Origin of the sequence: Porphyromonas sp. COT-052 OH4946 (genome assembly GCF_000765965.1) — a bacterium.
In the GTDB taxonomy this organism is placed as follows: domain Bacteria; phylum Bacteroidota; class Bacteroidia; order Bacteroidales; family Porphyromonadaceae; genus Porphyromonas; species Porphyromonas gulae.
This window is the reverse complement of record NZ_JQZY01000002.1, coordinates 73,359-97,066: the sequence shown is the minus strand read 5'-3', so window position 1 is coordinate 97,066 and position 23,708 is coordinate 73,359. Positions and strand designations below refer to the sequence as shown.

At 49.1% G+C, this 23,708-nt stretch carries 22 protein-coding genes and 1 other RNA gene; 18 read left to right on the top strand and 5 right to left on the bottom strand.

Annotated elements, in window-relative coordinates:
• Window positions 1-35: 35 nt before the first annotated feature.
• The 12 genes from HQ50_RS00555 (at window position 36) to tmk (ending at window position 9,953) form a co-directional block, all read left to right on the top strand.
• Complete coding sequence (locus HQ50_RS00555; protein WP_039427554.1) at window positions 36-632, top strand: hypothetical protein; 597 nt, start codon at window positions 36-38, stop codon at window positions 630-632.
• Window positions 625-921, top strand: a complete 297-nt coding sequence (locus tag HQ50_RS00550) for a transcriptional regulator (protein WP_039427552.1) — start codon at window positions 625-627, stop codon at window positions 919-921. The genes HQ50_RS00555 and HQ50_RS00550 overlap by 8 nt, the downstream gene beginning before the upstream one ends.
• A gap of 77 nt (window positions 922-998) precedes the next feature.
• Entirely contained in the window at window positions 999-3,221 is a 2,223-nt protein-coding gene (locus HQ50_RS00545) for a carboxypeptidase-like regulatory domain-containing protein (RefSeq protein WP_039427550.1), read from the top strand.
• Window positions 3,218-3,874, top strand: a complete 657-nt coding sequence (locus tag HQ50_RS00540; protein ID WP_039427548.1) for a hypothetical protein — start codon at window positions 3,218-3,220, stop codon at window positions 3,872-3,874. Before HQ50_RS00545 ends, HQ50_RS00540 begins: the two co-directional genes overlap by 4 nt.
• A gap of 122 nt (window positions 3,875-3,996) precedes the next feature.
• On the top strand, window positions 3,997-4,089 hold the full coding sequence (locus tag HQ50_RS11940) for a DUF1661 domain-containing protein (RefSeq protein ID WP_230587988.1): 93 nt from the start codon (window positions 3,997-3,999) through the stop codon (window positions 4,087-4,089).
• A gap of 102 nt (window positions 4,090-4,191) precedes the next feature.
• Window positions 4,192-4,600, top strand: a transfer-messenger RNA (tmRNA) gene (ssrA, locus tag HQ50_RS10450).
• Window positions 4,601-4,726: 126 nt separating this feature from the next.
• Window positions 4,727-5,203 (top strand): cytidine deaminase, encoded by a 477-nt coding sequence (cdd, locus tag HQ50_RS00535; RefSeq protein ID WP_039427546.1) that lies wholly within the window; start codon window positions 4,727-4,729, stop codon window positions 5,201-5,203.
• Between the two features lie 598 nt (window positions 5,204-5,801).
• Entirely contained in the window at window positions 5,802-6,608 is an 807-nt protein-coding gene (locus tag HQ50_RS10285) for a hypothetical protein (protein WP_052074854.1), read from the top strand.
• Window positions 6,605-7,387 carry an endonuclease/exonuclease/phosphatase family protein gene (locus HQ50_RS00520; protein WP_039427542.1) on the top strand — a complete coding sequence of 261 codons (783 nt, stop codon included), beginning with the start codon at window positions 6,605-6,607 and terminating at the stop codon, window positions 7,385-7,387. Before HQ50_RS10285 ends, HQ50_RS00520 begins: the two co-directional genes overlap by 4 nt.
• Window positions 7,388-7,402: 15 nt before the next feature.
• On the top strand, window positions 7,403-8,461 hold the full coding sequence (locus HQ50_RS10280) for a radical SAM protein (RefSeq protein ID WP_081960015.1): 1,059 nt from the start codon (window positions 7,403-7,405) through the stop codon (window positions 8,459-8,461).
• A gap of 22 nt (window positions 8,462-8,483) precedes the next feature.
• Window positions 8,484-9,368, top strand: coding sequence for a hypothetical protein (locus tag HQ50_RS00510; RefSeq protein WP_039427539.1), 885 nt, complete (start codon window positions 8,484-8,486; stop codon window positions 9,366-9,368).
• A 3-nt stretch (window positions 9,369-9,371) separates the two neighbouring features.
• Window positions 9,372-9,953 carry a dTMP kinase gene (gene tmk / locus HQ50_RS00505; protein ID WP_052074852.1) on the top strand — a complete coding sequence of 194 codons (582 nt, stop codon included), beginning with the start codon at window positions 9,372-9,374 and terminating at the stop codon, window positions 9,951-9,953.
• Between the two features lie 159 nt (window positions 9,954-10,112).
• On the opposite strand, the gene HQ50_RS00500 is transcribed toward tmk, so the two are convergent.
• Complete coding sequence (locus HQ50_RS00500; RefSeq protein ID WP_052074851.1) at window positions 10,113-12,698, bottom strand: glycoside hydrolase family 2 protein; 2,586 nt, start codon at window positions 12,696-12,698, stop codon at window positions 10,113-10,115.
• Window positions 12,699-12,727: 29 nt separating this feature from the next.
• Window positions 12,728-14,026 (bottom strand): DNA recombination protein RmuC, encoded by a 1,299-nt coding sequence (gene rmuC / locus HQ50_RS00495; RefSeq protein ID WP_021677734.1) that lies wholly within the window; start codon window positions 14,024-14,026, stop codon window positions 12,728-12,730.
• 320 nt (window positions 14,027-14,346) lie between these two features.
• Here rmuC and HQ50_RS00490 point away from each other — a divergent pair, with 320 nt between their 5' ends.
• Genes HQ50_RS00490 through HQ50_RS00475 form a run of 4 tightly spaced genes read left to right on the top strand, consistent with a single transcriptional unit; the run spans window position 14,347 to window position 20,297 of the window.
• The gene (locus HQ50_RS00490) at window positions 14,347-15,540 is read left to right on the top strand and encodes an FMN-binding protein (RefSeq protein WP_039427537.1); all 1,194 of its coding nucleotides are present in this window, start codon (window positions 14,347-14,349) and stop codon (window positions 15,538-15,540) included.
• A 57-nt stretch (window positions 15,541-15,597) separates the two neighbouring features.
• Window positions 15,598-18,294 carry a DNA gyrase/topoisomerase IV subunit A gene (locus HQ50_RS00485; protein WP_039427535.1) on the top strand — a complete coding sequence of 899 codons (2,697 nt, stop codon included), beginning with the start codon at window positions 15,598-15,600 and terminating at the stop codon, window positions 18,292-18,294.
• Window positions 18,281-19,228, top strand: a complete 948-nt coding sequence (locus HQ50_RS00480; protein WP_039427533.1) for a DUF3316 domain-containing protein — start codon at window positions 18,281-18,283, stop codon at window positions 19,226-19,228. Before HQ50_RS00485 ends, HQ50_RS00480 begins: the two co-directional genes overlap by 14 nt.
• The gene (locus HQ50_RS00475) at window positions 19,221-20,297 is read left to right on the top strand and encodes a S41 family peptidase (protein ID WP_052073469.1); all 1,077 of its coding nucleotides are present in this window, start codon (window positions 19,221-19,223) and stop codon (window positions 20,295-20,297) included. Before HQ50_RS00480 ends, HQ50_RS00475 begins: the two co-directional genes overlap by 8 nt.
• A gap of 29 nt (window positions 20,298-20,326) precedes the next feature.
• Here HQ50_RS00475 and bioC read toward each other — a convergent pair whose 3' ends face one another.
• Genes bioC through HQ50_RS10445 form a run of 3 tightly spaced genes read right to left on the bottom strand, consistent with a single transcriptional unit; the run spans window position 20,327 to window position 21,992 of the window.
• Window positions 20,327-21,094 (bottom strand): malonyl-ACP O-methyltransferase BioC, encoded by a 768-nt coding sequence (gene bioC / locus HQ50_RS00470; protein ID WP_039427530.1) that lies wholly within the window; start codon window positions 21,092-21,094, stop codon window positions 20,327-20,329.
• Window positions 21,073-21,759 (bottom strand): DUF452 family protein, encoded by a 687-nt coding sequence (locus HQ50_RS00465; protein WP_039427528.1) that lies wholly within the window; start codon window positions 21,757-21,759, stop codon window positions 21,073-21,075. Before HQ50_RS00465 ends, bioC begins: the two co-directional genes overlap by 22 nt.
• 32 nt (window positions 21,760-21,791) lie before the next feature.
• Window positions 21,792-21,992, bottom strand: coding sequence for a DUF1661 domain-containing protein (locus tag HQ50_RS10445; protein ID WP_039419447.1), 201 nt, complete (start codon window positions 21,990-21,992; stop codon window positions 21,792-21,794).
• Here HQ50_RS10445 and HQ50_RS12435 point away from each other — a divergent pair.
• Both HQ50_RS12435 and cls read left to right on the top strand, forming a co-directional pair.
• The gene (locus HQ50_RS12435; protein WP_230623990.1) at window positions 21,961-22,035 is read left to right on the top strand and encodes a DUF1661 domain-containing protein; all 75 of its coding nucleotides are present in this window, start codon (window positions 21,961-21,963) and stop codon (window positions 22,033-22,035) included. The two genes, HQ50_RS10445 and HQ50_RS12435, sit on opposite strands and share 32 nt — an antisense overlap.
• 187 nt (window positions 22,036-22,222) lie before the next feature.
• Window positions 22,223-23,644: a cardiolipin synthase gene (gene cls, locus HQ50_RS00460; protein ID WP_039427526.1), complete on the top strand. Its 1,422-nt coding sequence runs from the start codon at window positions 22,223-22,225 to the stop codon at window positions 23,642-23,644.
• Window positions 23,645-23,708: the final 64 nt, after the last annotated feature.

Sequence of the window (23,708 nt, the reverse complement as noted above, 5' to 3'; positions counted from 1 at the left end):
AAACGGAATACAAACCCCTAACAGATAGCGAAACAATGGATGAGAAACAACTTACACCCCAAGAGAGCGTACAGATGATCGAGAAGATGCTCGAGCAGACGCGCAAACGACTGATCCGCGGAGCAGGCATTCCCAGCCTGATATGGGGATACGTCACCTTTGCCACCAGTCTGCTGATCCTTTTCGTTTACCCTCATATCGGTTACCGGGCCAATTATCTGTGGATGCTGATCCCGATAGTAGGTGGGTGTCTGACCTTTATTCATAGCAGGAAGAGACAGAAGGAAGCACATGCACGCACGCAGATAGACCGATTTATAGACACGACATGGATAATCATCGGGCTGAATGTTACAGCATTGAGCATACTGGCCTATCGCTTCCCGTTGGCTATTCTTCCCCTCGTACTCATTCTCGTAGGAATCGCTACGGCCATCACCGGATTCTCCCACAAGGTAACGCTGCTCAAATACAGCTCCATATTCGGCATACTCATGGGTTATACGCTTCTGGTGGTGCCTATGAGCGGAAAACTGATGGTGCTGATCTTCGGGCTTACCTTCTTCCTGATGCATTGCGTGCCGGGACACTACCTCTGCTACCTCGAACGAAAAATTCTGCGCGATGCTTAGACCACTCGACCCGCTACTCATGTCCGAATTGAGGTTGGCCATCATGTCCGTCCTCATGAGTGTGGAGGAGGCCGACTTCCTCTACCTCAAGGAGGTGACGGGGGCTACTTCGGGCAACATCAGTGTACAACTGGACAAACTGAGCACTGCCGGCTACATCGAAATAGAAAAAGGCTACAACGGCAAACGTCCGCGTACCACCTGCCGAGCCACCGATGCCGGCCGTGAGGCCTTCTCCGCACATTTCGACGCACTCAAGTCCTACCTGCCGACAAACTCTACTCGCTAATCGAAAAAGAAAAAGACTTGTCCACATCGGGGATTCGGACAATAGTGAATCCCTCTTAGAACCAATCATTTAAGAAAATGAAGCGCTTAATATCGAGGAGCCTGATCAGGCTTCTCCTCACCCTTTGCATCCCTGTATCTCTCACTGCTCAACGACAGATAGCCGGTACAGTCACCGACACCAAAGGCCGACCTATCGTTTTGGCCAATGTCTATCCCATCAACAGCTTCGACGGTATGGCCACCGACAGCCTCGGACGCTTTCGTTTTACGACGACCGGCACTTTCCCGATGCGTCTCGTGGCTTCGCACATCAATTATCACTCCGACACGCTCACCATTCGGAAGGGAGATCCGACGGAGAACATCCGCATCCGCCTGCGTGAGACCGATGATTACAAGCTCTCCGAAGTCGTCGTCAGCGTCTCCGCTTTCGGAGTGGGAGGCAAGCAGAACAAGACGGTGCTCAATCCCATGGATGTGTACACCAATCCCAGTGGTAACGGAGATCTCTCGATGGCCTTGCGCCAGACACCCGGCTTGCAGGATGTGGGCGACCGTGAGGGATTTTTCGTTCGTGGAGGAGCCTCTTGGGAAACGGCCGTGACGATAGAAGGCGTACGGGTGAAGCGTTTTTTCGGCAAGAACAGGTTCGACACACCTGCCCGATCTCGTTTCGAGACGGGGATGTTCAGTGGCCTTTCGCTCTCCACCGGAGGCTATGGAGCCACGGAAGGCGGCGCACTGAGCGGACTGCTCCAGCTCCGTTTGGCAGGGAAGTCCCCCTCATCCGTTGCGATAGGAATATCCCCGCTTTTTGTAAACGGTGGGGCCGGGCATCTTTCCAAGTCGAATCGTTTCTATATAGAGCAGAACGCCTCAGCGAGCGATGCCGCCTATATCCGTCTGCTGCTCAAGCCGGAGTACAAACTGCCCGGTACCAACCGCTCCTATGCCTACAATGCTCGGACGATATGGAACCCGACTCCGCAAGATGAGGTGAAGGGGCTTTTTCTCTTCGTGCACGATCTTTCCTCTTCGGCTCTGCGAATACCGTCCCCTGCAACGGCATATATGCTCTACACGGGACGAAACTCCTATGGATTCGGGATGGTTGTCTGGAGGCATGACTTCCAGGGAGGCAAAACGACATCCACCCTGTCTGCCGGCTATAGCGAAGATCACAATCGGCTGCACCGGCAGCTCGAAATCGAGCCGGACATGGAGAGTACTTTCCGCACTGTAGAACGCGATGCCAATGTCCGCCTTCGCTTCGATTCTCGGATCAAGACCTGGAGGCTCTCCTACGGATTCGATTATACATATAGCGAAGCCAAGTCCTCTGTTCGGGAGGAAAAATCATCAGCCTTGCCCACCCTTCGGGAACACCTTGTTGCAGCCTATGCCGAAGCCCTCTTCCCTCTGTCTAATCGGATCTCCGTTACAGCCGGATTGCGCGCCGAGTATTCCGGACTTACCGAGTCGGCCATTGTCCTACCCCGTTTGTCAGCCACCTACAAGCTCTCCGGTTCGAGCCGGATTACTTGGGATGCAGGAGGCTATGCCGCCCCCGGCGACTACTACCTCACCCATGGCATTGTACCACAAAAGCGCGAACACTCCCGGCAGTACAACCTGACCTATGAGTGGCGACCCTCACGTACACAAGTACTACGCCTCCAAGCCTATGACAAAGCATACTCCCGACTGACCACGTTGGCACCCGATGGCACGGCCTCCAACCTCGGCAAGGGATATGCAAGGGGGCTGGACTTCTTCTGGAAAGCATCCGGACTGATCAGAGCCTTCGAGCAGTGGTTCTCCTATTCCTATACTGATGCACGCAGGCAGTATCTCTTTTCGCCCGATCAGGAGCGACCGGATTTCGTGGCCAAGCACACCTTGTCCACTGTGCTGAAGTATTGGTGCGCTCCTATCAGCTCACTATTCAACGTATCCATGTCCTGGCGTTCCGGCATGACCTACCACGATCCCAACGTATCCTCCCCGGCTTATCTGAACGCATCGCTACCGGCCAATTTCAGCATGAGTGCCTCGTACAATTACCCGTTCAAGTACAAGAAAGCCACCGGAGTACTCGTGTTCAGCGTGCACAATCTGTTCAATTCGGATTCCACCTACGGCTATCGCTTCGGGGACAAACCCATCGGAGGCGTATATCCATCGGTCAGAATCTCTACCCCTTACCGACAGTTTTATATGGTAGGTCTGTTCATCAACTTCGGAATAGACCGCCGACAAGAAATCATGAACACCGATATAAAAATCAAATCAAGATGAAAACTTTCAGAAGAATCGCCCTGCTCCTCATCGCAGGTTTTGCAGGGCTGTGCGCGACATACGCACAAGGAACGGCCTATGCCGAAGTGATGAGCCGAAAGGTAGCTGCTCTGGACAGTGTGCCACCGACGGAATATGCCACATTGGCCGCGGACTTTTCGCGGATAGCTGCCGTGGATGGATCCGACTGGATGGCTGCTTACTATGCCGCCTACTGCCGGATACTCCCGGCCTTCGGCAATCCCTCCGAGGCCGATAGGCTATGCGCGAAAGCCGAATCCATGCTCGACAAAGCCGAATCGCTCGGAGGAGACTTGTCGGAAATAGCCTGCCTGCGCAGCATGGCTGCCTCGGCGCGTCTTTTGGTCAATCCACAAGAACGCTGGCAGACTTATGGCGTGGAGAGCAGCCGACAGTTGGCTGTCGCACTTGAAGCCAACCCGGCCAATCCGCGAGCTTACTTCCTGCAAGCCCAAAGCCTGCTCTATACCCCTGCACAGTTCGGAGGGGGTAGGGACAAAGCCCTCCCCTTTGCCGAGAAGAGCGTGTCCTGCTATGCTGCGGCCACCGTGTCGCCGGCCTATGCTCCGCACTGGGGAGAGCAGCAAGCACGCCAACTCCTGATGCTTTGCAAGGCAGAATCCCAAGAGTGAGTGTGCAGCCATCGGTCTCCTGATCGAGACCCTCTGTAACCTGCGATTTCGGAAACACGAACCAAAAACGCTCCGATTGTGGCGCGTGTTTTCTGAGAAAATGGCGCGAGATTTTTTTCGCTTTGGCGCGTAAATTTTTCAGCTCCCGAACCAAAACGAAAAAGTTCTCGCGCCATGTTTTTACGAACAGCAAACACGAATTTTTCGGCGCGTAAACGATCCGTGGTGGACGAGCATGCAAAACGCAGCGGACAGAAAAGGATTGCGCCGCTTCGGCAAATAATGCTAACTTTGCACTCACAACCGAGACTCACAATGGGGCTGACCGGCTTTGACAGCGTGATGAAGCGGTATGTAAGCATGTAGTGCGTGGGTGGCTTGCACTATAATCTCAGACATCAAAAGTTTAATTGGCGAAAATAACTACGCTCTCGCTGCGTAATCGAAGAATAGTAGATTAGACGCTTCATCGCAGCCAAAGTGGCAGCGACGAGACATCGCCCGAGCAGCTCTTGTCCCGAAGCAGCTCGATAGTGCGGTGCTAACAAATCGGGAACCGCCACAGGATGGCTTCCTGCCTGTGGTCAGATCCAACGGGAGATAAGGATCGGGCACTGGGTTGTTTCAGCCTCCGCTCGCTCACGAAAATTCCAAGTGAAACTAAACATGTAGAAAGCATATTGATTCCATGTTTGGACGAGGGTTCAATTCCCTCCAGCTCCACAATCCGATCGGGTACAGACAGGCTGCACGCTTATCTGTGCCCGATCGCTTTTTTTGTGACCGCCGGCATGTGGCCGATTCTGTCGGATTTGTTATATTTTTGAGGAAACGAAAAGAAAAATCAGATTTATGCTCCGTAAAACTCTTTCCACACCTTATGATATAGTTCCCCGATCGGAATTTTCGGCCGATGTGCTCCGTCTGGAAGCTGCCGCCATCGAGGCAGCCCGATCGGCATATGCGCCTTATAGTCGCTTTTCGGTAGGGGCGGCTGTTTTGCTCGACAATGGGGAGATCCTCTCCGGCAGCAATCAGGAGAATGCGGCCTATCCGTCCGGACTATGTGCCGAGCGTACGCTGCTCTTCTATGCCGGAGCCAGGTATCCGGAGGCAGCCGTGAGGGAGATGGTGCTCGTGGCTTTTTCCGCTTCGGGACGTGTGCCCCTGATCACGCCCTGTGGGGCTTGCCGTCAGGTGATGCTGGAGGTTTGTAGCCGCCATCGTCCTTTCCCGATCCTGATGGTCGGGGAAGAAGAGGCTGTCAGGGTACCGGATGTGCGTCTGTTGCTGCCCTTTTCTTTCGACGGTAGCGACTTGGAACGATAGTCTCCGTCCCCTTTTTCCTGACTTTGTCATCGTGGCACCCAAAATCGAAAGCTATTAAAATACAAATAAGTTAGTTTATTGCACGTTATAAAATGAGGCTTTTTCAGGGTGCAGATTCCACAAATAAATGCAACACTAAGGTAAATTTAGAAAGAAGTACTCGAAAGAGGGGGATATCGGAGTTTCTTTCTTGGTCTATGGTTGAGTTTGTTCTGTATATTGGAAAGCTGTTTAGGGGTTATGTCGATGAAAGAAAAACCTTTCGGGATATATTGTCGAATGAGGGCATTTAGATGTTCGATGTGGGGTTTAATTTTAGTCTTTCCTATGAACAGAGTGGATATGGGCCGTTATATGTATCCTTATTAAGGATCTGTTTCCTCTTTCGCTAACATGCTAAACGTTTATTTTGGAGTCATGTGAGAAAAATATCTAGTGTACAAATTATTTGTAAAAATAATTTGTATATTTGCGCCAATAATATAAGCTCGTATTTGTGGACGTTTGTAATTGATTCCCGGATCTTTGGCTCTTCTAGGGGCTTGGTGATGTAGTATTACATGTCTAGATATAAATCATTATTACGATAAAACAACATATGACACCTCAATACAAGTACTATAGAGAGGCAAGGGATACAATCAAAAAGATAAATGAACATAAAGAGAGATATGTCATAATTTGGTATGCTCGTGGAGTGATTGACGGCGTTCAACGAATTATTAGCATAGGGGTTTTGCCATTATCAGGGCAACCTCGAGTATTTTCAATTCACACGGAAATTTGTCCTATGAAACAGAGATTTACTGGAACTGTAGCAGATTATGATGAGTGTGAAAAAAGGATGTTGGAGAGTTTTTATGCCATTGTTCAAGGACAATATCGTGAAAAAATTTGGCTACACTGGAGAATGGCACTCTTTAATTATGGCTTTTACTCGGGTTTAGAGGATAGATGCAAGCTATTAGGTGGGAATACGGCTGTTATTTCAGAAAATAATATGATTGATGTTTGTGATTTATTTAAGAAAAGATATGGAGTGAATTTTGTAAATAAGAATACAAAAGAGAGTAAAAATAGTTGGCGTATTAAGTACTTGTCAGAAAAAAATTCTATTGAAACAGCAGGCTTCTTAGAGTATGATGAAGAACAAGGAATGCTTGATAAGGGGCAGTATGATTCAATACTAACATCTTTATCAAGAAAAACAAATATCCTCAAACAGTTTTTGGATTTATCTTACAAAGGCGTGCTGAAGACAGATAGTAGTTGGAAAGAAATATATGGTTTCTCGCTACAAGGAATATACGAGGCGTGTAAAGAGAAGTGGTGGTTCCACCTTTTGAGTTTTGTGTTAGGGATAATTTTAGGTTTTTTTGTCGAAAAAATATCGGAGCTAATATGAGTATTCTAAGTATTTTGACACTTAATATTGGGAATCCCTCAATTGAAAGAGCACGTAGTCAAGTTCAGTGGTTAGAAGGACGTAGTGAAGATGTTTTTGTCCTAACTGAAACCAAAAATAGTGATGGCTGTAAGTATATAGCGGAATATTTTGGAAACCCAACTACCGATTTGTTTTCACCTAGGACAACAGAAAGCTACGATGTATATTATCCCAAATCAAGTACGGGTGACTTGGGAGTTATGATCATAAGTAGAGTGCCTATTGAAAATAGATATTCGATATATGATCTATCACATAGGTTTTATGCAAGATTTGCTGCTTGTGACATCCTTTTCAATGGAGCTAGAATAAATATTGTTGGTCTGTATGTTCCATCGAGAGATAGCAGTGAAGAGAGAATCAAACGAAAAAAAGATTTTTGTATTGATGTCGCTAATCACATCAAAGACAATCAAATTGCTCATCGTGTAATATGTGGAGATTTAAATATTCTTGACAGAGGTCATACTCCACACTATTCAATATTTCAAGATTGGGAATATCGGTTTTATGAATTCTTTATAAACCAAGGAAATGTTGATGCGTTCAGGTATTATAACCCTAATTTAAACGATTACACTTGGGTCGGGAGAACAAATGATGGTTATAGGTACGATTATTTTTTTGTTTCTAACCTATTGGCTAGTAAGATAGTGGATTGTCACATTATCCATGAAACAAGAACTTCTAATAGGATCACTGATCATTCTGCTGTTTTACTGAAACTCGAGTGGTAAGTATGTATTTGTCTCATGAAAACTAGAAAAATTTATGAAGGTGGGGGAGTTGCTCCTTGCTATTTCAGAACAACGACCTGTGCCCCGTATAAAAAAGCTATTTTGCAAATAACAGAACGATGTAATTTACATTGTAAACATTGTTTTGTTTCTGCTCAGCATAGTGGCTGTGTGATGAGCTTAGAAATTATTAGAGAACATATATTACAGAGATTGTTAAAACTGAATGTTATAAAAGTATCTCTGACAGGAGGGGAGCCCTTTACTCATCCTAATTTATTCGAGATTTGTCTTTTGCTTGCTCAAAATGATATTGAAGTAACCATTTGCACCAATGCGACATTAATTACTAAGGAAGATGTGGCTAAGTTTGCCGAGATTCCTAGGTTAAAGTTTAATGTTAGTTTGGATGGCTTTTCTTTTAATTCTCATGGCAGATTTAGAGGTCTTAGAGTGTCTGAAGATTTTGAGATTCTGTTGACTAATATAAGAAATATTGGCAGAGTTGGGAAATTGAATGGCCTATTATGTACCCCCAATTTCTTTTGTAAAAAAGAAGAATTTGAGAACATTTGTCAATTTGGGAAAGCAAATAATGCCAAGTATGTATTGTTTAACCCATTGTCTAGTTTGGGACGAGGACAAAAATCACTGAGGTTTACAATAGAGGAGGATGGTTTTGATGAGATAAGAAAGTCTACGAATCATTTTGTTGATGATGCTTTTGAAGTTCTACACATTAGATTTCCCAATAGAGAGGGCAAACCCTTGCCACAATGTGTATTAGGAGATATGATTTATATCTTTACAAATGGCGATACTACCTTATGTCCATATATGGTTTTTGCCTGTAAAAATACCCGCAGTCCATACTCAAGTGACCAATTTATTATTGGCAATATTATTTCAAATGATTTAGATATCGACAAGTATGTAAATGATAGCGGCTTGAATAATATTGTTTTGAAAACAAAATGCTCGAAAGAGGGGTGTTATGGAGGGTGTCACGCAGCTAAAATAATGAATGGTAATAAGATTGATGAATGTGATTGGGACTTGTGTCCGATTAAATAATTATGAATAATTAGTATCTATTATGGAAGATTATGACTTACTGACAATAGTGCTTTTTGCCGTGTCTGTTATTGCAACATTCGTTTCGACAAGAGACGATTACTCTCCTCTCTCGAAAACCCGGGTAATGGTTGCCAGTTTTGTAGCGGCATTCATTATCCTATACTTAACCAATAATGGTGTAAGTATAGTTTTTTTTATTTCGACGATAGTCTTTCTTTGTCTCTCTTGTTTAATTTATTTCTTCTCCCGAAGGGCGGATTTACTTGATAGAAACGAGATCAATAAAAAAATAGTTGATTTAACAAACCTAGCGGATCCTAATCGAGAAATAAGATTATTTGGTGGTGATTTGGATTTTTTGGGGAACGTAGAGGATCGCTCAATTTTTAATAATGAGCAATACAAACAATTGAAGGAAAAACGTTTTAGAAATATACAAGCGTTATGTTTAGAGCCGAGAGATGAGAGCGATAAGCTTAGAATAGGCTGCCTTTTGAGAACATTTGAAAAGAGCATTGAAATAAAATTTTATGAAAAATTAGAATGTAATGAATGTAAAGAATATCAGAAGTCTCGTTCATTGAAATTGCCTGAAACACGTCGGAGTCCCATTTCAAGTTTATGTTGTAAGTTCAGGAACTCTTGTTATAATCCAGATTTATTGATAAGAGGCCGTTTGTTTAAAGATGGGAATGACTCAGAGTGCGCTTGCATAACTATAACATATGTATCTAAGGAGAAATATATTTTTAAACAATATCGAGGGATTGACAAGGAGTGTAATTTGTATTTCTTGCTTTGGGAAGTTTGGTGGAAAAAATGTAAACGTAACACAGATATTGAGTCTGAGTGTAGAAAAAAATATCAAGCATGGAGGAGCCGGTGCGGAAAGGAGGGATTGTAAGTTATGTTTATTGCTATTGATGGTCCCAATGGAGTTGGTAAGAGTACAATTGCTGAAACAGTGCAAAAAGAAATGGCTGATAGAGGAATTATTCTTACAAGAGAACCTAGTGATACTGGTTTTGGACAATATGTTAAAGCGAATGAGGGTGGATATTCTGGAGAACATTATGGAATGCTAATAGCTTCTGATAGGCGATACCACATTGATACCATCATAAAGCCTAACTTGGATAATGGCAAGGTGGTTATTTGTGACAGATATATCGCATCTAGTTTAGTTTTACAGAGATTTGACGGTGTGAGCACAAGGAAAATTTGGGAAATGAATAAGAATATATTAGTTCCTGATGTATACGTCATATTGTTGGCTGATGAAAAAGAGTTAGAGAGGCGCCTAAAAAAAAGACAAGTATTCTCTAGGTTCGAAAAGAAAATGTCTCGCGCTCAAGAAATAAAATACTTTACAGATGCTATTGGGTATTTAAAAGGCAAAGGGTTTAATATTCTACAACTGAATAATAACGATGGAGAATTGAATGACAATGTATTGAGAATATCAAAATTAATCGATAGGGGTTTTTGACATTTAGTCGTCCCTTAAAGTGGACAGCGATAGTTTGTAGTATATTACACAATGAATGTATTTTGAGTGACGAAGTCAGGAGGGTGCCGGATGTGCGTCTGTTGCTGCCCTTTTCTTTCGACGGTAGCGACTTGGAACGATAGTTTCCGTCCTCCGTTTTTATAAGTACCGCAGACGGATGGCCGGCTGTTCCGCACTATCGGTGGGCAGAGTGATCGTGAGCCTGCGCTCTTCGTTCGGGAGCAAATCGAAAGCATTGTCGGAGAATCGCGCTCCGAGTGCATCCGTCTCCACAAACAGATCCTTCACCAAATAGGGCGACCGCACCGTCAGTTCCCAAGTCCTCAGGCCTGTCCGGCGAAGCTCTTGCGTGACAGGAGGAGCCGCAGGAAGGAGCAGATCCTTGGGCGAATGATGATAATACAGCGTGGAGGCCCAGACTTCGCCGTATGCTTCTCCCACATCCTCCACAAGCGACAGGCGAAGCAGGCTCGTTTGCTGCAATTCTTGTGGCAGCCATTGTTCGATCTGGAATGGCAGGACGGTGGGGTGTTCGTTGTCTACTTCGATATTCCTTACCCAAAAAGTCGGATAACGTTTCCCCTCGAAGCTGATCGGCTCGATGCGCAGTGCCATCCGATCCTCTCCTTTGGCTTCGGGAGCATCCGATACGATGCTGATCGTGCGCCGTTCGGCATCAGGAACGATAATAACGGGTTCGAAAGCTCTGCGTACCTGATAGTGTAGCGGTTTCCAGTTCCCGTAGTAGTCTATGCCGGACCATGAGATGGCCGGCCATGCGTCGTTGAGTTGCCAGTAGAGACTACCCATGCAGTAGGGTTTGGCCGCTCGTTGGGCTTCCAATCCGATGCGCATACCTTGTCCCTGCATGATGAGTGATTTGAATACGAAATCATCGAAGTCTTTCGGCTCGGGATAGTCGCGCCGCATATATTCGAGTATGATTTCGTTGCCCACGCTGCTCTTCTGTCTGGCTTTCATGACCGGGGAGTCGAGCTGCATGTCTTCCGCCCATGCAAAGCTCTCGAGCGTTTTTCTTTCGGGGAAACTTTCAAATCCGAACTCGCTCATGAAACGCGGTATCCTCTCTCGCAGGATGCCGAATGGTTCGCGTCCGTACCATACTCCCCAGTAGTGGCTGTCACCCCAGACCAAAGAGGCGGGGCGTCCCCAGTTAGCCGTGTCGGGGGATGTCTCTACATAGGCGTGTGTGGGATCCAATGCTGCCACACGCTCCGGCAGAAGTCGGCAAAACAGCTTGTCGTAGTCCGTGAGAAACTTCTGATAGGTGGATCGGTCGAAGCGTTTTTGCCATCCCCAGTATTTGAGGCCTTCTTGTATTTCATTGTTGCCGCACCAGAGAGCCAAAGACGGATGTTCGCGCAATCGACGGATGTTGTAATCGGCCTCTTCTCTCACATTCCGAAGGAATTCCTCGTCGCCCGGATAGGGAGTGCAAGCAAAAGCGAAATCTTGCCAGATGAGAATCCCGTTCGCATCCGCCAACTCATAGAAACGTTCGTCCTCGTATATACCGCCTCCCCATACGCGCAGCATATTCATATTCGCTTCCGAGACAGAGCGGAAAAGCTCCTGCCAATACTCCTCCGTGCGTGCGGACAGCATCATGGTGCCGGGGATATAGTTGGCTCCCTTCATGTATAGCGGCTTTCCGTTGATGCGGAAGAAGAAGCTGCGCCCGTGGGTATCCTCTTCACGGACGAATTCCACGGTTCGGAATCCTATATGGGTTCGGTAGGTCTGCCATGTGGTACCGTCTTTGTTCTGAAGACGGGCAACAAGTGTGTACATCAGGGGCAGGCCTATCCCATTGGGCATCCACCGATCGGGGGATGATACGGTGAAAGAGGTGCGACAGGAGGGTTGCCCATAGCCTGCCGTCAGCTCTTCGCTGTGCACTTTCCGTCCGTTCGGGCTGTACAGCTCCACAACCAAACGGACAGAGCGGTCGTTCTGCTCGTTCCAAGAGAGAGGAAAGAGACAGTTTACCTGAGCATCTTTTGTCAGCGTGTAGGTGACTTCCGGTTTCGACGCGAAGGCTACTGCCCCTTCGAAACGTATGCCGACAGGTCGCCAAACACCTGTGGTTACCAGTCGAGGCCCCCAGTCCCAACCATAGTGGTAGGGTGCTTTTCGAGTATATACACTTAGCTTTTCGTTGTGGTGATCGTTGTCTGCAGGGTAGTCGAAACCATCGCGCTGTCTCAGAGGGCGTACTTCCTTCATGGGTGAGCGGAAGCGGATCAGCAGTTCGTTTCCGCTTTTTCGCAGCAGGCCGGTTATATCCGCTTCCCTGCCGACGAACATATTGCGGCTCTCCATTATCTTTTTCCCATTGAGGAGTACGGTGGCATAGGTGTCCAGCCCTTCTGCCATAAGGATGGCTCGTGGGCTTCGGAGTTGCTGTTCCGTGAGGGAGAAGAGCAGCCGATAATCCCAGTCGTGCTCTTCCGGCCATTGTGCTTGTTCCTCCTGAAGTCTGTAGTTGGGATCGGGCAGCAAACCATGACGGATAAGGTCGTACTGCACGACTCCGGGCACTGTGGCCGGCAGCCATGCCGTGCTATCATGTCGGCTGAATTCCCAGCCCTTGTCGAGATGGAGTGTGTCGGCCGAAATGGTATGTGCCGCTTGGGTTTGGAAGGTTATGGATATCGGGATCAACCATAGGAGAAAAGTTCGGAAGGTGTTCTTGCTAATCATATCGGAAAGGAGAAGAATACGAGGGAGGATTATTCGTTTTCCGGCAACTCCTCCGTCTCAGGACGGAACGATGCCGGTACATTCTTTTTGGGCGAAAGTCCGAGGCTGCGCATCTTTTCGATACGGCCGACGATGTTGCTACGGCCTTCGACCAATTGACCGCGGGCTTTGGCAAGCGTGGCAACCGTATTTTGGGCTTGTTCCTCGGCACGAATGAGTGTCTCGGCGAAAGTGCAGAACTTATCGTACAGCCCGTTGGCTTGCTCTACGATTCGCTGCACATTTTTCACTTGCCGGTCGCGCTGCCATAGATCCAGAGCCATCCGCAAAGCTGCGATCAGGTTGGTCGGATTCATGAGCAGCACGCGTTTGTTGTAGGCCTGATCCCATAAGGTGGGTTTTTCTCGCAGAGCCAGCGTATAAGCCGGTTCGTTCGGGATGAAGAGCATTACAAATTCGGGAGCTTTGTCGCAATAGTCCTGATAACTTTTGCTTGCCAGTTCCTCTATATGCCGGCTGATGCTGGCGATGTGCTCCCCCAGCAGTCGTTTGCGCTCGGCTTCGTCCTCAGAGGCAACGAAGGAGGCATAGGCCGTAAGGGATACCTTGCTGTCGATGATCACCTCCTGACCGTTCGGGTAGCGAACGATCACATCAGGACGCATCCGTCTGCCCGTCTCATCGTGGAGGAGGGTACGCCCTTCATCATCGGTCAGGGTCTCTTGGATGAAGAACTCTTCTCCTTCGGTCAAGCCGCTGCGTCGGAGCAGGTTTTCGAGGATCATTTCGCCCCAGTCGCCCTGTACTTTGGGGTCGCCTTTGAGTGCACGGGTCAGGTTGTTGGCATCATCGCTGAGTCGGCTGTTCTGTTCGATGAGCTTTTGTAGCTCTTTGGCGAGAGAGAAACGTTCGCGCGCTTCTTCATTATAGCTCTTTTCGACTTTTTCTTCGAATAGCTTGATGCGTTCACTCAGCGGTTTGAGTATTTCACCGATGCGCTCTTCGTTCATTCCGGAAAGCTTCCGTGTCTTGTCTTCGAGGATCTCCGATGCCGTGGCCTTGAAGAGTGCTTGCATCTCTTCGGATATTTGTCCGGAGCGTTTCCGTTCGCGTTCCAATTCGGAAGTGGTTGCCTGCAAGCGTGTCTCCAGTTCGGTACGAATACGGATGGCTTCTTTCTGCTCCTCTTGCAGATCCGCCAGCTTCTCAGTGGCAGCCTCCAGTTGTGCTGTCAGCCTATCTGTCTCAGTGTTGTGCCTGCGATGGAAGAGCCATACGACGAGTCCGGCAACTATTGCAACGATGATGATTAGCCAGTACAAATCCATTTCGCCTATAAATTTTACTGTTTTACGAACGAAGGTAATCAATACGTATATAAATTTTCAGGGAGTCTTCGCCCGTTTCTGTAATATCGGCAGGATTCTTGTTTGCAAGTCCGGACAACGGTGGTCTCACCGTTTTTACTCGCAACGGGAAATAACCGCGAATTTTTAGCTTGCAGTTGAGAGCGTTCGCAGCCCTTTTGCGTTTTCATTCGACCGCATGCCCATGAGCCTTTCTGTAAGGGCCGAATTGCCACAGGCAAGTATGAATTCATTATATTTGCACGTAATCATCGGCATACTGTCACAAACATAAAACGCCCATGTTGTCTTCCCGCACATTTCGCTACCTGCTCAATCTGATTCTGCTCCTTGGCGGTATCATATTGGTGACGGGATTTGCCCGTGCCAATAAGGCGAGCTCGGAATCCACGCAAGTAGCCAAGGCTGATACAGCCTCACAAACATTCCCTGATGAAGTCACCCGTTTCTATCCGATGGCAGCCGGTATCCTCCAAGAGGACAGTACCCGCACCATTGTCATGGATGCCAAGGCTCGTCAGCTGGGTTACTTGCTCTACACCTCGCCCTATACAGACTACGTGGAAGGGTACAACGGGCCTACTCCCGTAGCCATCGCCTTTGGTGCGGATGACCGCATCCTCGGCACGATGCTGCTCGAACATGACGAGACGCCGAGCTTTGCTCGCAGAGTGGAGAAGGCTGGGTTATATGAAAGTTGGAATGGCAAGACCGCCGAGGAGGCATTGGCCGAGGATGTCGATGCCGTATCGGGAGCCACCTATACGTCCGAAGCCGTTATCACTTGTGTGCAGAAACGCTTGGAGATATATATCGGTCAAAAAAAAAACAAAAAAGCTGACGTTTGGGGAATCGTCCGCACAGGAGGAACCATCGCCGTCATTCTGATGGCTTTAGGTTGCTTCTTCTTTCCGTCAAAGGCCAAACCTTTTCGTCTCTATCTCCTTGCACTTAGTGTAGTATTCCTCGGTTTTCTTAAAGGGACGTTCCTCTCTTTGGAGAGTACTTACCATTGGTTGAGCACCGGATTTCCCTTTGCGACACAGTGGTTGCTCATCGGGCTGTTTGCCTTGGCCGTATTGCTGCCCCTGATTACGAACAAACCGTTTTATTGTCGCTGGGTATGTCCTTTCGGTGCAGCACAGGAATTGATGGGGAAGCTATCCCGACGCAAACTGCATATACCGCCACAGTGGATAAAGGCACTCACGTCCGTAAGACGCTATTTGCTCCTGATCGTCGTCGTGCTATTGATCTTCAACGTTGCCGGCGATCTCTCCAAGTGGGAGCCATTCGCCGCTTTTTCTTTTCGTTCGGCATCGGTATGGGTGCTTGTCTTGGCGGGGCTGATGCTTTTGGCCTCCGTTTTCGTTCAGCAGCCGTGGTGCCGTTTCTTTTGCCCAACGGGACAAATGCTCGAAAGCGTCAGAAAGTGTTCGCCCCGCAACCTGCGACACAATTCTCCCAAAACCTGACGAAATTCCCCGTTACTCCTTACTCCTTATTTCACCTGAACAAATCGATCTATTCATATGACAGATTCTTTTGATAACGAACAACCGGATATAGAGTCATCCGCATCCGATCTGCTTCCCGAAGCCGGCAGGCGACTGCCGGCGGATCATCCTGGCATGGCTACACACCACCTCGGAGGCATGTACCGAAACTGGTACCTCGACTATGCTTCTTACGTAATTCTGGAACGTGCAGTGCCTCATATAGAGGATGGACTCAAGCCCGTACAACGCCGTATCCTCTACACCATGCACCATTGGTTCGACAATGGTCGTATGAACAAGGTGGCGAAGGTGACGGGACAGACTATGGCCCTACACCCACATGGCGATGCTTCTATCAACGATGCTCTCGTCCAGCTGGGGCAAAAAGGCTATCTGGTCGACACACAGGGGAACTGGGGTAATATCCTCACGGGGGACGAGGCGGCAGCCGGTCGTTACATCGAGGCCAAACTCTCGGCTTTGGCTCAGGAGACTCTTTTCAATGATAAGATTACCCGATGGAAGCGTTCTTACGATGGCAGCGAGGACGAGCCGGTGGCGTTGCCCGTTAAGTTTCCACTTCTCTTGGCACAGGGGACGGAAGGCATTGCCGTGGGTTTGAATTCCAAGATATTGCCGCACAATCTCGGTGAACTGCTCATGGCTTGTATTGCGCACCTGAGGGGTGAGTCTTTCGAACTTTATCCCGATTTCCCTACCGGTGGTATGATGGATGCCAGCCGGTACAATGACGGCCGGCGTGGGGGACAGATCAAGAGCAGGGCTAAGATTCGCAAACTGGACAATCGTACTCTCAGCATTACCGAACTGCCTTGTGGCAAGACGACGTCTTCCCTGATCGAATCTATTCTGAAAGCCAATGAAAAGGGCAAGATCAAGATCAAACGAATAGATGATATGACGGCTGCCGAAGCCGATATACGTATTCATCTGGCTGCGGGTGTATCTTCGGACAAAACCATCGATGCGCTCTATGCCTTTACCGACTGTGAGGTAAGCCAGTCGCCCAATGCTTGCGTCATCATGGACGACAAGCCGGTATTCTTGGGTGTGACCGATTTGCTGCGTTATAGTGCAGAGCGAACGCGAGAGCTGCTGAAGCAGGAACTGATGATCCGTTTGGAAGAGAAGCGAGAACAGTATTTGGCAGCTTCGCTCGAGAGGATTTTCATAGAAGAGCGTATCTACAAAGATCGGGAGTTCGAAGAGGCGGAGAGCGAACAGGATGCTCTCATGCACGTAGAGACGAGGTTGGAGCCTTTCGCCCATCGTTTTATTCGTCCGATCACCTACGATGATCTGAAAAAACTGCTGGAAATACGCATGGCGCGGATCCTCCGTTTCAATTTGCCCAAGCACGAAGCCATGATGCTTCAGCTCGAAAAGGATATTGCCGAACTGGAAAAGAATATCCGTGAGATTACTGCTTATACCATCCGTTGGTTTGAGTATCTGCACGAGCACTATGCTTCCCGTTTTCCGCGAAGGACACAACTTGTCGGATTCGGCACCATTCAGGCCACGAAAGTGGCAGAAGCCAATGCCAAGCTCTATATCAACCGCGAAGAAGGGTTCATCGGTATGGGGCTCAAGGGCGATGAATTCGTGTGCAACTGTTCCGACCTCGACGATGCCATCATCTTTTTCCGCGATGGTACGTACCTCATTACGAAGGTTGAGGAAAAGAAATTTATCGGCAACCGTGAGGTGATCTATATCGACCGGTTCGAACGAAACGACAAACGCACCATCTACAACGTCATTTATCGCGACGGCAAGTCCGCTCCATTCTATATCAAACGTTTCAGCGTCACCGGTGTTACGCGCGACAAGGAGTACAACCTTACGCAGGAAACGGCCGGTAGTCGGGTGATGTATTTCACTGCCAATAAAAACGGCGAGGCAGAGACCGTGAGGATCATCCTCAAACCGAAAGCCCGCCAGCGGGTACTCTCTTTCGAGAAAGACTTTAGCGATGTCGCTATCAAGGGGCGGAGTAGCAAGGGCAATCTACTGACCAAAGCAGAGGTACACAAGATCCTCTTCAAACAGCAGGGTGCTTCCACCCTCGGAGGGCGCAAAGTTTGGTTCGATCGGGACGTGATGCGACTGAACTACGACGAGCAGGGCGAGTATCTCGGCGAATTCCAAGCCAATGATTCGGTGCTGGTAATCTTGGATAATGGGGACTGCTATACTACATCCATAGCGGAAAACAACCACTTCGACCCCAATATGATCAGAATAGAGAAGTACCGTCCCGAAAAAGTTTGGACAGCCATCTATCACAACAGAGATGCCGGCTTCCCTTATCTGAAGCGTTTCAAGATAGAAAACGGCAGTCGGGATAATATGTTGGGAGGAGAAGCTGAGGGCAATAGCCTGCTTTTGCTCTCGGATACGCGCTACCCGCGTTTTGCTCTTACTTTCGCCGGAATAGATGCCATTCGTCCGGAGCTGATCGTAGAGGGAGAAGACTTCGTCGCTGTCAAGGGCATACATGCCAAAGGCAAGCGATTGACTACCTATAAGCTCGATGGAGCGAAAGAATTGTCTCCTGTTCGTGATGAAGAACCGGATGAGGAAACAACTGATCCGGAAGAGAGCTTCGCCGAGGTTGCACCCGAAGCCGTTGCTTCCGATGAAGATATAAGAGACGAACTCTTGGGTATCCAGCGATTGCAATTCGACGACGATGAAAACGAATAGGAGATACGCACTTGTTTTGCTGCTTCTGCTACTCGCAGGAGTGTCGGCATGGGGGCAGGATTCTTCCCACGGTAGCAATACCGCATTTGTAGCTGATTCTTCGTGCAGAGAGTTGCCCACGGAGCAGTTTGCCTACCGCATTCATTCTGCTTATATGGTCGGTGGTGGCGGAAGTATAACGCGCGACACCTATTTGTCGCCCCTTCGTTATGGAGGATGGACGCTGAATTTACTGGGAGAGAAGACACTTCCTCTCAGAATGTCCGATTCCCGTTGGATGATCCGTACCGGACATGAGTTGGATTTTGCCCTGATGGACAATCCTGCCAATAATGCTCATTTCTATTCCCTGCTGTATAACGGTTCTGCTACGGCTCTTTACCGCCTCGGTGCCAAGCATTTGCGAGCGGCGTGGATGGACAATCTGCGCTTGGCATTCGGCCCGGGCTTGGAAGTCGGGCTTGGAGGAATTTATAGTACGCGCAACGGCAATAATCCTGCGACATTGAAGCTCTACACCAATGCCATCGCCCAAGCCTCGATAGGATACTATGTTCCCTCCGATGCTTTCCCCCTGTATTTTCGGTTGCTTTCCCAGATCAATCTCTTCGGTATAGCCTATGGAAATGGTTTTGGCGAGAGCTATTACGAGAATTTTTTGCTCAATAACGGCATTGCAGGCTCCCTGCATTTCACTTATCCGGGCAGGTTTACTCGGTTTACGACACTCATAACGGCGGATATTCCCATTCGGAACTTCTGTACGCTTCGTGTCGGTTATCGCTATTCTCATTTGGGTTCTTCGCTTAACGCATTGGATACTCGCATCCACAGTCATACGGCTTTTGTCGGTTTCGTCACGGAGTTTTACCGATTCCGCGGACGCAAAGCCATGAATACCGGTCGGAGAACCAGTCTTTATTATCATGATTAGAACAACGATGAAGAGATTGCTCGCTATCCTCCTGTCTGCATTGGCTTTCAGCTCATGCTCCACGAAGGAAGATTTTACCTTCGATCCCTATCGGAACTACGATGCTCTGTGGGAAATCTTGGATCGGGGATATTGTTTTTTCGATCTCAAACTGCCCGAGGACTCTACGTGGCGCGATATGTATCACAAGCATTATAGGGACTTACGTCCCCAAATGAGCCGCGACTCCCTCTTCCTCGTCATGACGCAGCTCCTCTCCGAACTGAAAGACGGCCACGTCAATCTGAGCAGCTCGTTCGACTACGGGCATTATTGGAAATGGTACGAAGATTATCCTCTGAATCTGAGTCTCGATCTGAGACGCAAGTATCTGGGACACGATTACCGTATCGCCGGCGGACTCAAGTACCGCAGACTTACGTACAACGGTCATGCTCCCGACAGTATCGGCTACATCGTCTACGAGAGCTTTGGGAAACCTATTTCCAATAGCAATATAAGCGGTATGCTTTCGCGGCTGACCGAGTGTAAGGCTCTGATCATCGACATTCGTGGCAATGGAGGGGGACAGCTTACTTATGCAGACGAATTTGCCCGTCACTTCACCAAGAAAAAGATGCTCACCGGCTATATCCGCCACAAGACCGGCCCGGCACACGATGCCTTTTCCGATCCTCTCCCCCTTTATTTGGACACGCTTTCTTCCGGAGTCGTATGGATGCGCCCCGTAGTACTACTGACGAATCGGGAAGTATTCAGCTCCGCCAATGATTTTGTCCTGAAGATGAGGCCCCTGCCTTTCGTCACCGTTATGGGCGACAAGACCGGCGGTGGTGCCGGATTGCCCATCTCATCGGAGATCCCTTGTGGTTGGGGGGTTCGTTACTCAGCCGGCAGGATGACCGATCCGAGTGGTGCGGATGTGGAGTTCGGGATAGAACCGCACTATTACGTCTCCCTCTTGGATAGCGACCTGGCCAATAGCCATGATACCCTCATCGAAGAAGCTGTACGATATATCAAAAGAAAAATAGCCGAGTACAATCAGAGCGGCCAATGGATCAAGTAGACCGATAGCCGTATGCCGCCTCCTGCATCCTACTTTGCAAGGAAATAAAGTGGGGTATAGGTCAGCGTAACCTGTCCGTCCGGGGTGGAGAACCCTTCCCGATATGCTTCTTCGAATCGTGCCAATCGGCTCCGTGTCCATACCTCTTCGTGTCGGGGAGTCGCTGTAACGCCGGTACGCTTCAGGTGCATGAGTACATCGCGAGGCGAATCGAACGTCAGTACGATCTGCTCCTCATGCTTATACACGGCGGAAAAAGCAGCCTCCAGCCATTTCATCAGTGCCTCTGTCGAAGGATAGTGCAGCCCTCGGTTCGTGAGCGTTCTTATCTCGGGAAGATTGTCGGGAGAGAAAGTGTTGAAGAGAAAGATGCCATCGGGACGCAGCAAATCGGCCACCGTCCGAATGAATGACTCCGGATCCTTGAACCACTGAAAGGCCGATGCCGAGGTGATCAGATCGTAAGTATCCGTGTGGGGCATCGTCTCGGCTTCGCCTGCATGGAAGGAAGCAGGGCTTACGCGTATATACTCCTCGCAGACGAGGCATAAATCATTGAGCGTCCACTGCTTTACCGTAACGGCTTGAGCCAGTTGGCGCGTATAGACACCGCTGCCGCAGCCGTATTCCAGCACATGTTCGAAGTGGCGACGCCCTGTAGCCGTCAGAAGATCGGTCAGCCGCTCCCCTATACGATGCTGCGCCACGGCATACTTCTCGTAGTAGGGCAAAGCCGAAGTAAACCGTTTGATGACCAGTTCGCTGTCTATCTCTCTCAACCCCAAAGCTGCTCCCATTCGGTGAAACGGTTAAACAAATAGTGATCGCCTTCCGCTACGGTCTCTATGTCCCGACAGCCTCGCATCTGCCAAAAAGCCTGCTGATTCTTAGCCGGTATGATCCGATCCTTTGCCCCTATCAGAGCTTTATCCCAGCTAAGCGGAGCGGTAGGGTGAGGATCAACGCTTTTCAGTCTCTTCTCCTCTTCTTCGCAGACGCGTCCCAACTCAGCTTTAATTTCGTCGGTCTCCCTCGCCGCCAGTGCCTCGAACAGGTGTTTCAGCGATTTGCCTCCGCACATCCGCCTGTTGAATCGCAGGCGGTTTTCTTCCGTCAGGCCATCCAGCGTACCACGGAAAATATCCAAGGGTATTCCCATCGCATCGTCCATCGGATAGCCGGTGCCGCATATCGCTACCGCCGAAGCCACGGCAGGCAGCTTCCCCTCTCGCGCAAGCCTTTCGGCCGCCCATACGCCCATAGACCATGCTGACAAGCGAATCTCGCGGTAGGGCGACCAATCGACGTCCAGCGTATCCGTTCGATAGTCCCACACGTGCAGCAAGTCGTATTCGGGAGGAATGGCCAGGTGCGAAACGGCTTCGCGGGTCATAGCCCAGCCGTTGAAAAAAAGGATGAGTTTATCGGAATCCGGAGACTGCCGGAATAATTCTTTTTGCATACGCCGGCAAAGATAGTGAACTTCGTTGCTCTCTATCGTTCTCCCTGCGTGGCTTCTCTTTTTCCGCCTTTTAACCCTGCCGTCTCTCGAATGGGAGCAAAAGGATAAATATCGAAAAGTGGCAAAATGAAATTCTCAAGCCGAAAACGCTCCGATTGCGGTGCGTGTTTTCCCGAAAAGCGGCGCGAGATTTTTTTCGCTGTGGCGCGAGAATTTTTTCGCTCCCGCGCCAAAACCGAAAAGTTCACGCGCCACGTTTTTCGGTACTGCGAATGATCTTTTTTTCGCGCCTAAACGTCAAAGACTGTCATCCAAGAGGTACAGATCGAATTCGGATCGCTCCTCCGGTGCCGACAGTCTTTCTTCTTCGAGAAGAAAAAGGAACCTGTGGGAGTCGCTCACCATGGGTTTTCTTGCTATTTTTGTTCGTATTCGGATTTCATCCTAAGAGGACGACCAACTTATGATTGCACTCTTAATAATCGTATACATGCTGATGACGGCTGCCGTCAGTGCCGTCATTATCAGCGAGAATCGCAATCCGCTGAAGGCTACTTCGTGGATTCTGGTCGTCTCTTTTGTACCCGTCTTGGGGCTTATTGTCTACATCTTTTTCGGACAGGATCAGCGCAGACGGCGTATTGTCAGCAGGCGTATATACAGGCGCATCATGCTGAAGCCTCACTATCTGTCCATCCCCGAAGCACAGCTGGAAGCCATGAACAATATCCAGCTGAATCCCATCATGAAGCTGATCAACAACAATTCGGACAGCCCCGTCATGCTCAGCTCGCCACCGGATATATTCACGGCCGGGAAGGACATGTTCGACTGCTTCTTTCGAGACATAGAGGCTGCCCGCCACCATGTGCATATTCAGTTCTACGTCATAGAGGATGACCATCTGGGCAGTCGCCTGGCCGATCTGCTTGTGCGCAAGGTGCAAGAGGGGGTGAAGGTGAGGGTCATATTCGATCATGTGGGTTCGTGGGCTACCGGCCGTGGCTACTGGAAACGACTGCGCCGAGCCGGCGTGGAGGCCTATCCTTTCATGCCGGTCTTCTTCCCTATACTGTCCAGTCGCGTAAACTACCGAAACCACCGAAAGGTGGCCGTCATAGATGGCAAAATCGGCTATTTGGGCGGGATGAATGTGGCCGATCGCTATTACTCGGGCAACAGGCTCGGCATGTGGCGCGATACGCACTTCCGTATGACGGGCAATGTCGTAGCCGGTTTGCAGAGCAGTTTCCTGCTGGACTGGTATGTCGTATCGCGACGGGTCATCAATCTCTCCGGCTACTATCCCGATCTGCCGATACCCGTATCCGACGAGGGTGTGAAGATACAGCTCGTACGCTCCGGCCCCGTGGGGCAATGGCGTACCATCGAGCAGGCCACTATCTACTGTATCGAACGTGCCTGCGAACATGTCTATATCGAGACTCCTTACTTCCTTCCGACCGAAGGGCTGAACAATGCGCTCATCACGGCAGCTCTGGCCGGCATCGAAGTGCACCTGCTGGTGCCCAAACGAAGCGATGCCCGTCTGCCGCAAGTGGCTGCCTTCTCCTATGTGGAGGATCTCTTGCAGGCCGGAGTACATGTACACCTCTATACCAACGGCTTCCTCCATTCCAAGCTGATGATGGTGGATAGTCAGGTGGCTTCGATCGGCTCTACGAATATGGACTTCCGCAGTTTGGAAAATAACTTCGAATTCAATGGTATCATCTATGACGAGCCTACTGTTCGCCGCTTGGAAGCCATCTTCTTCGAGGACTTGTTGCAGAGCGAACCGCTCGATCTCAAACGCTGGCGAAAGAGAAGCCGGATAAAAAAATTCAGCGAATCCTTTGTTCGCCTTTTTTCTCCTCTGCTCTGACCGATATGCTCTATCCGATATTAGTATTGATCCATCGTCCACTATTCATTATCCTATCCTGTAT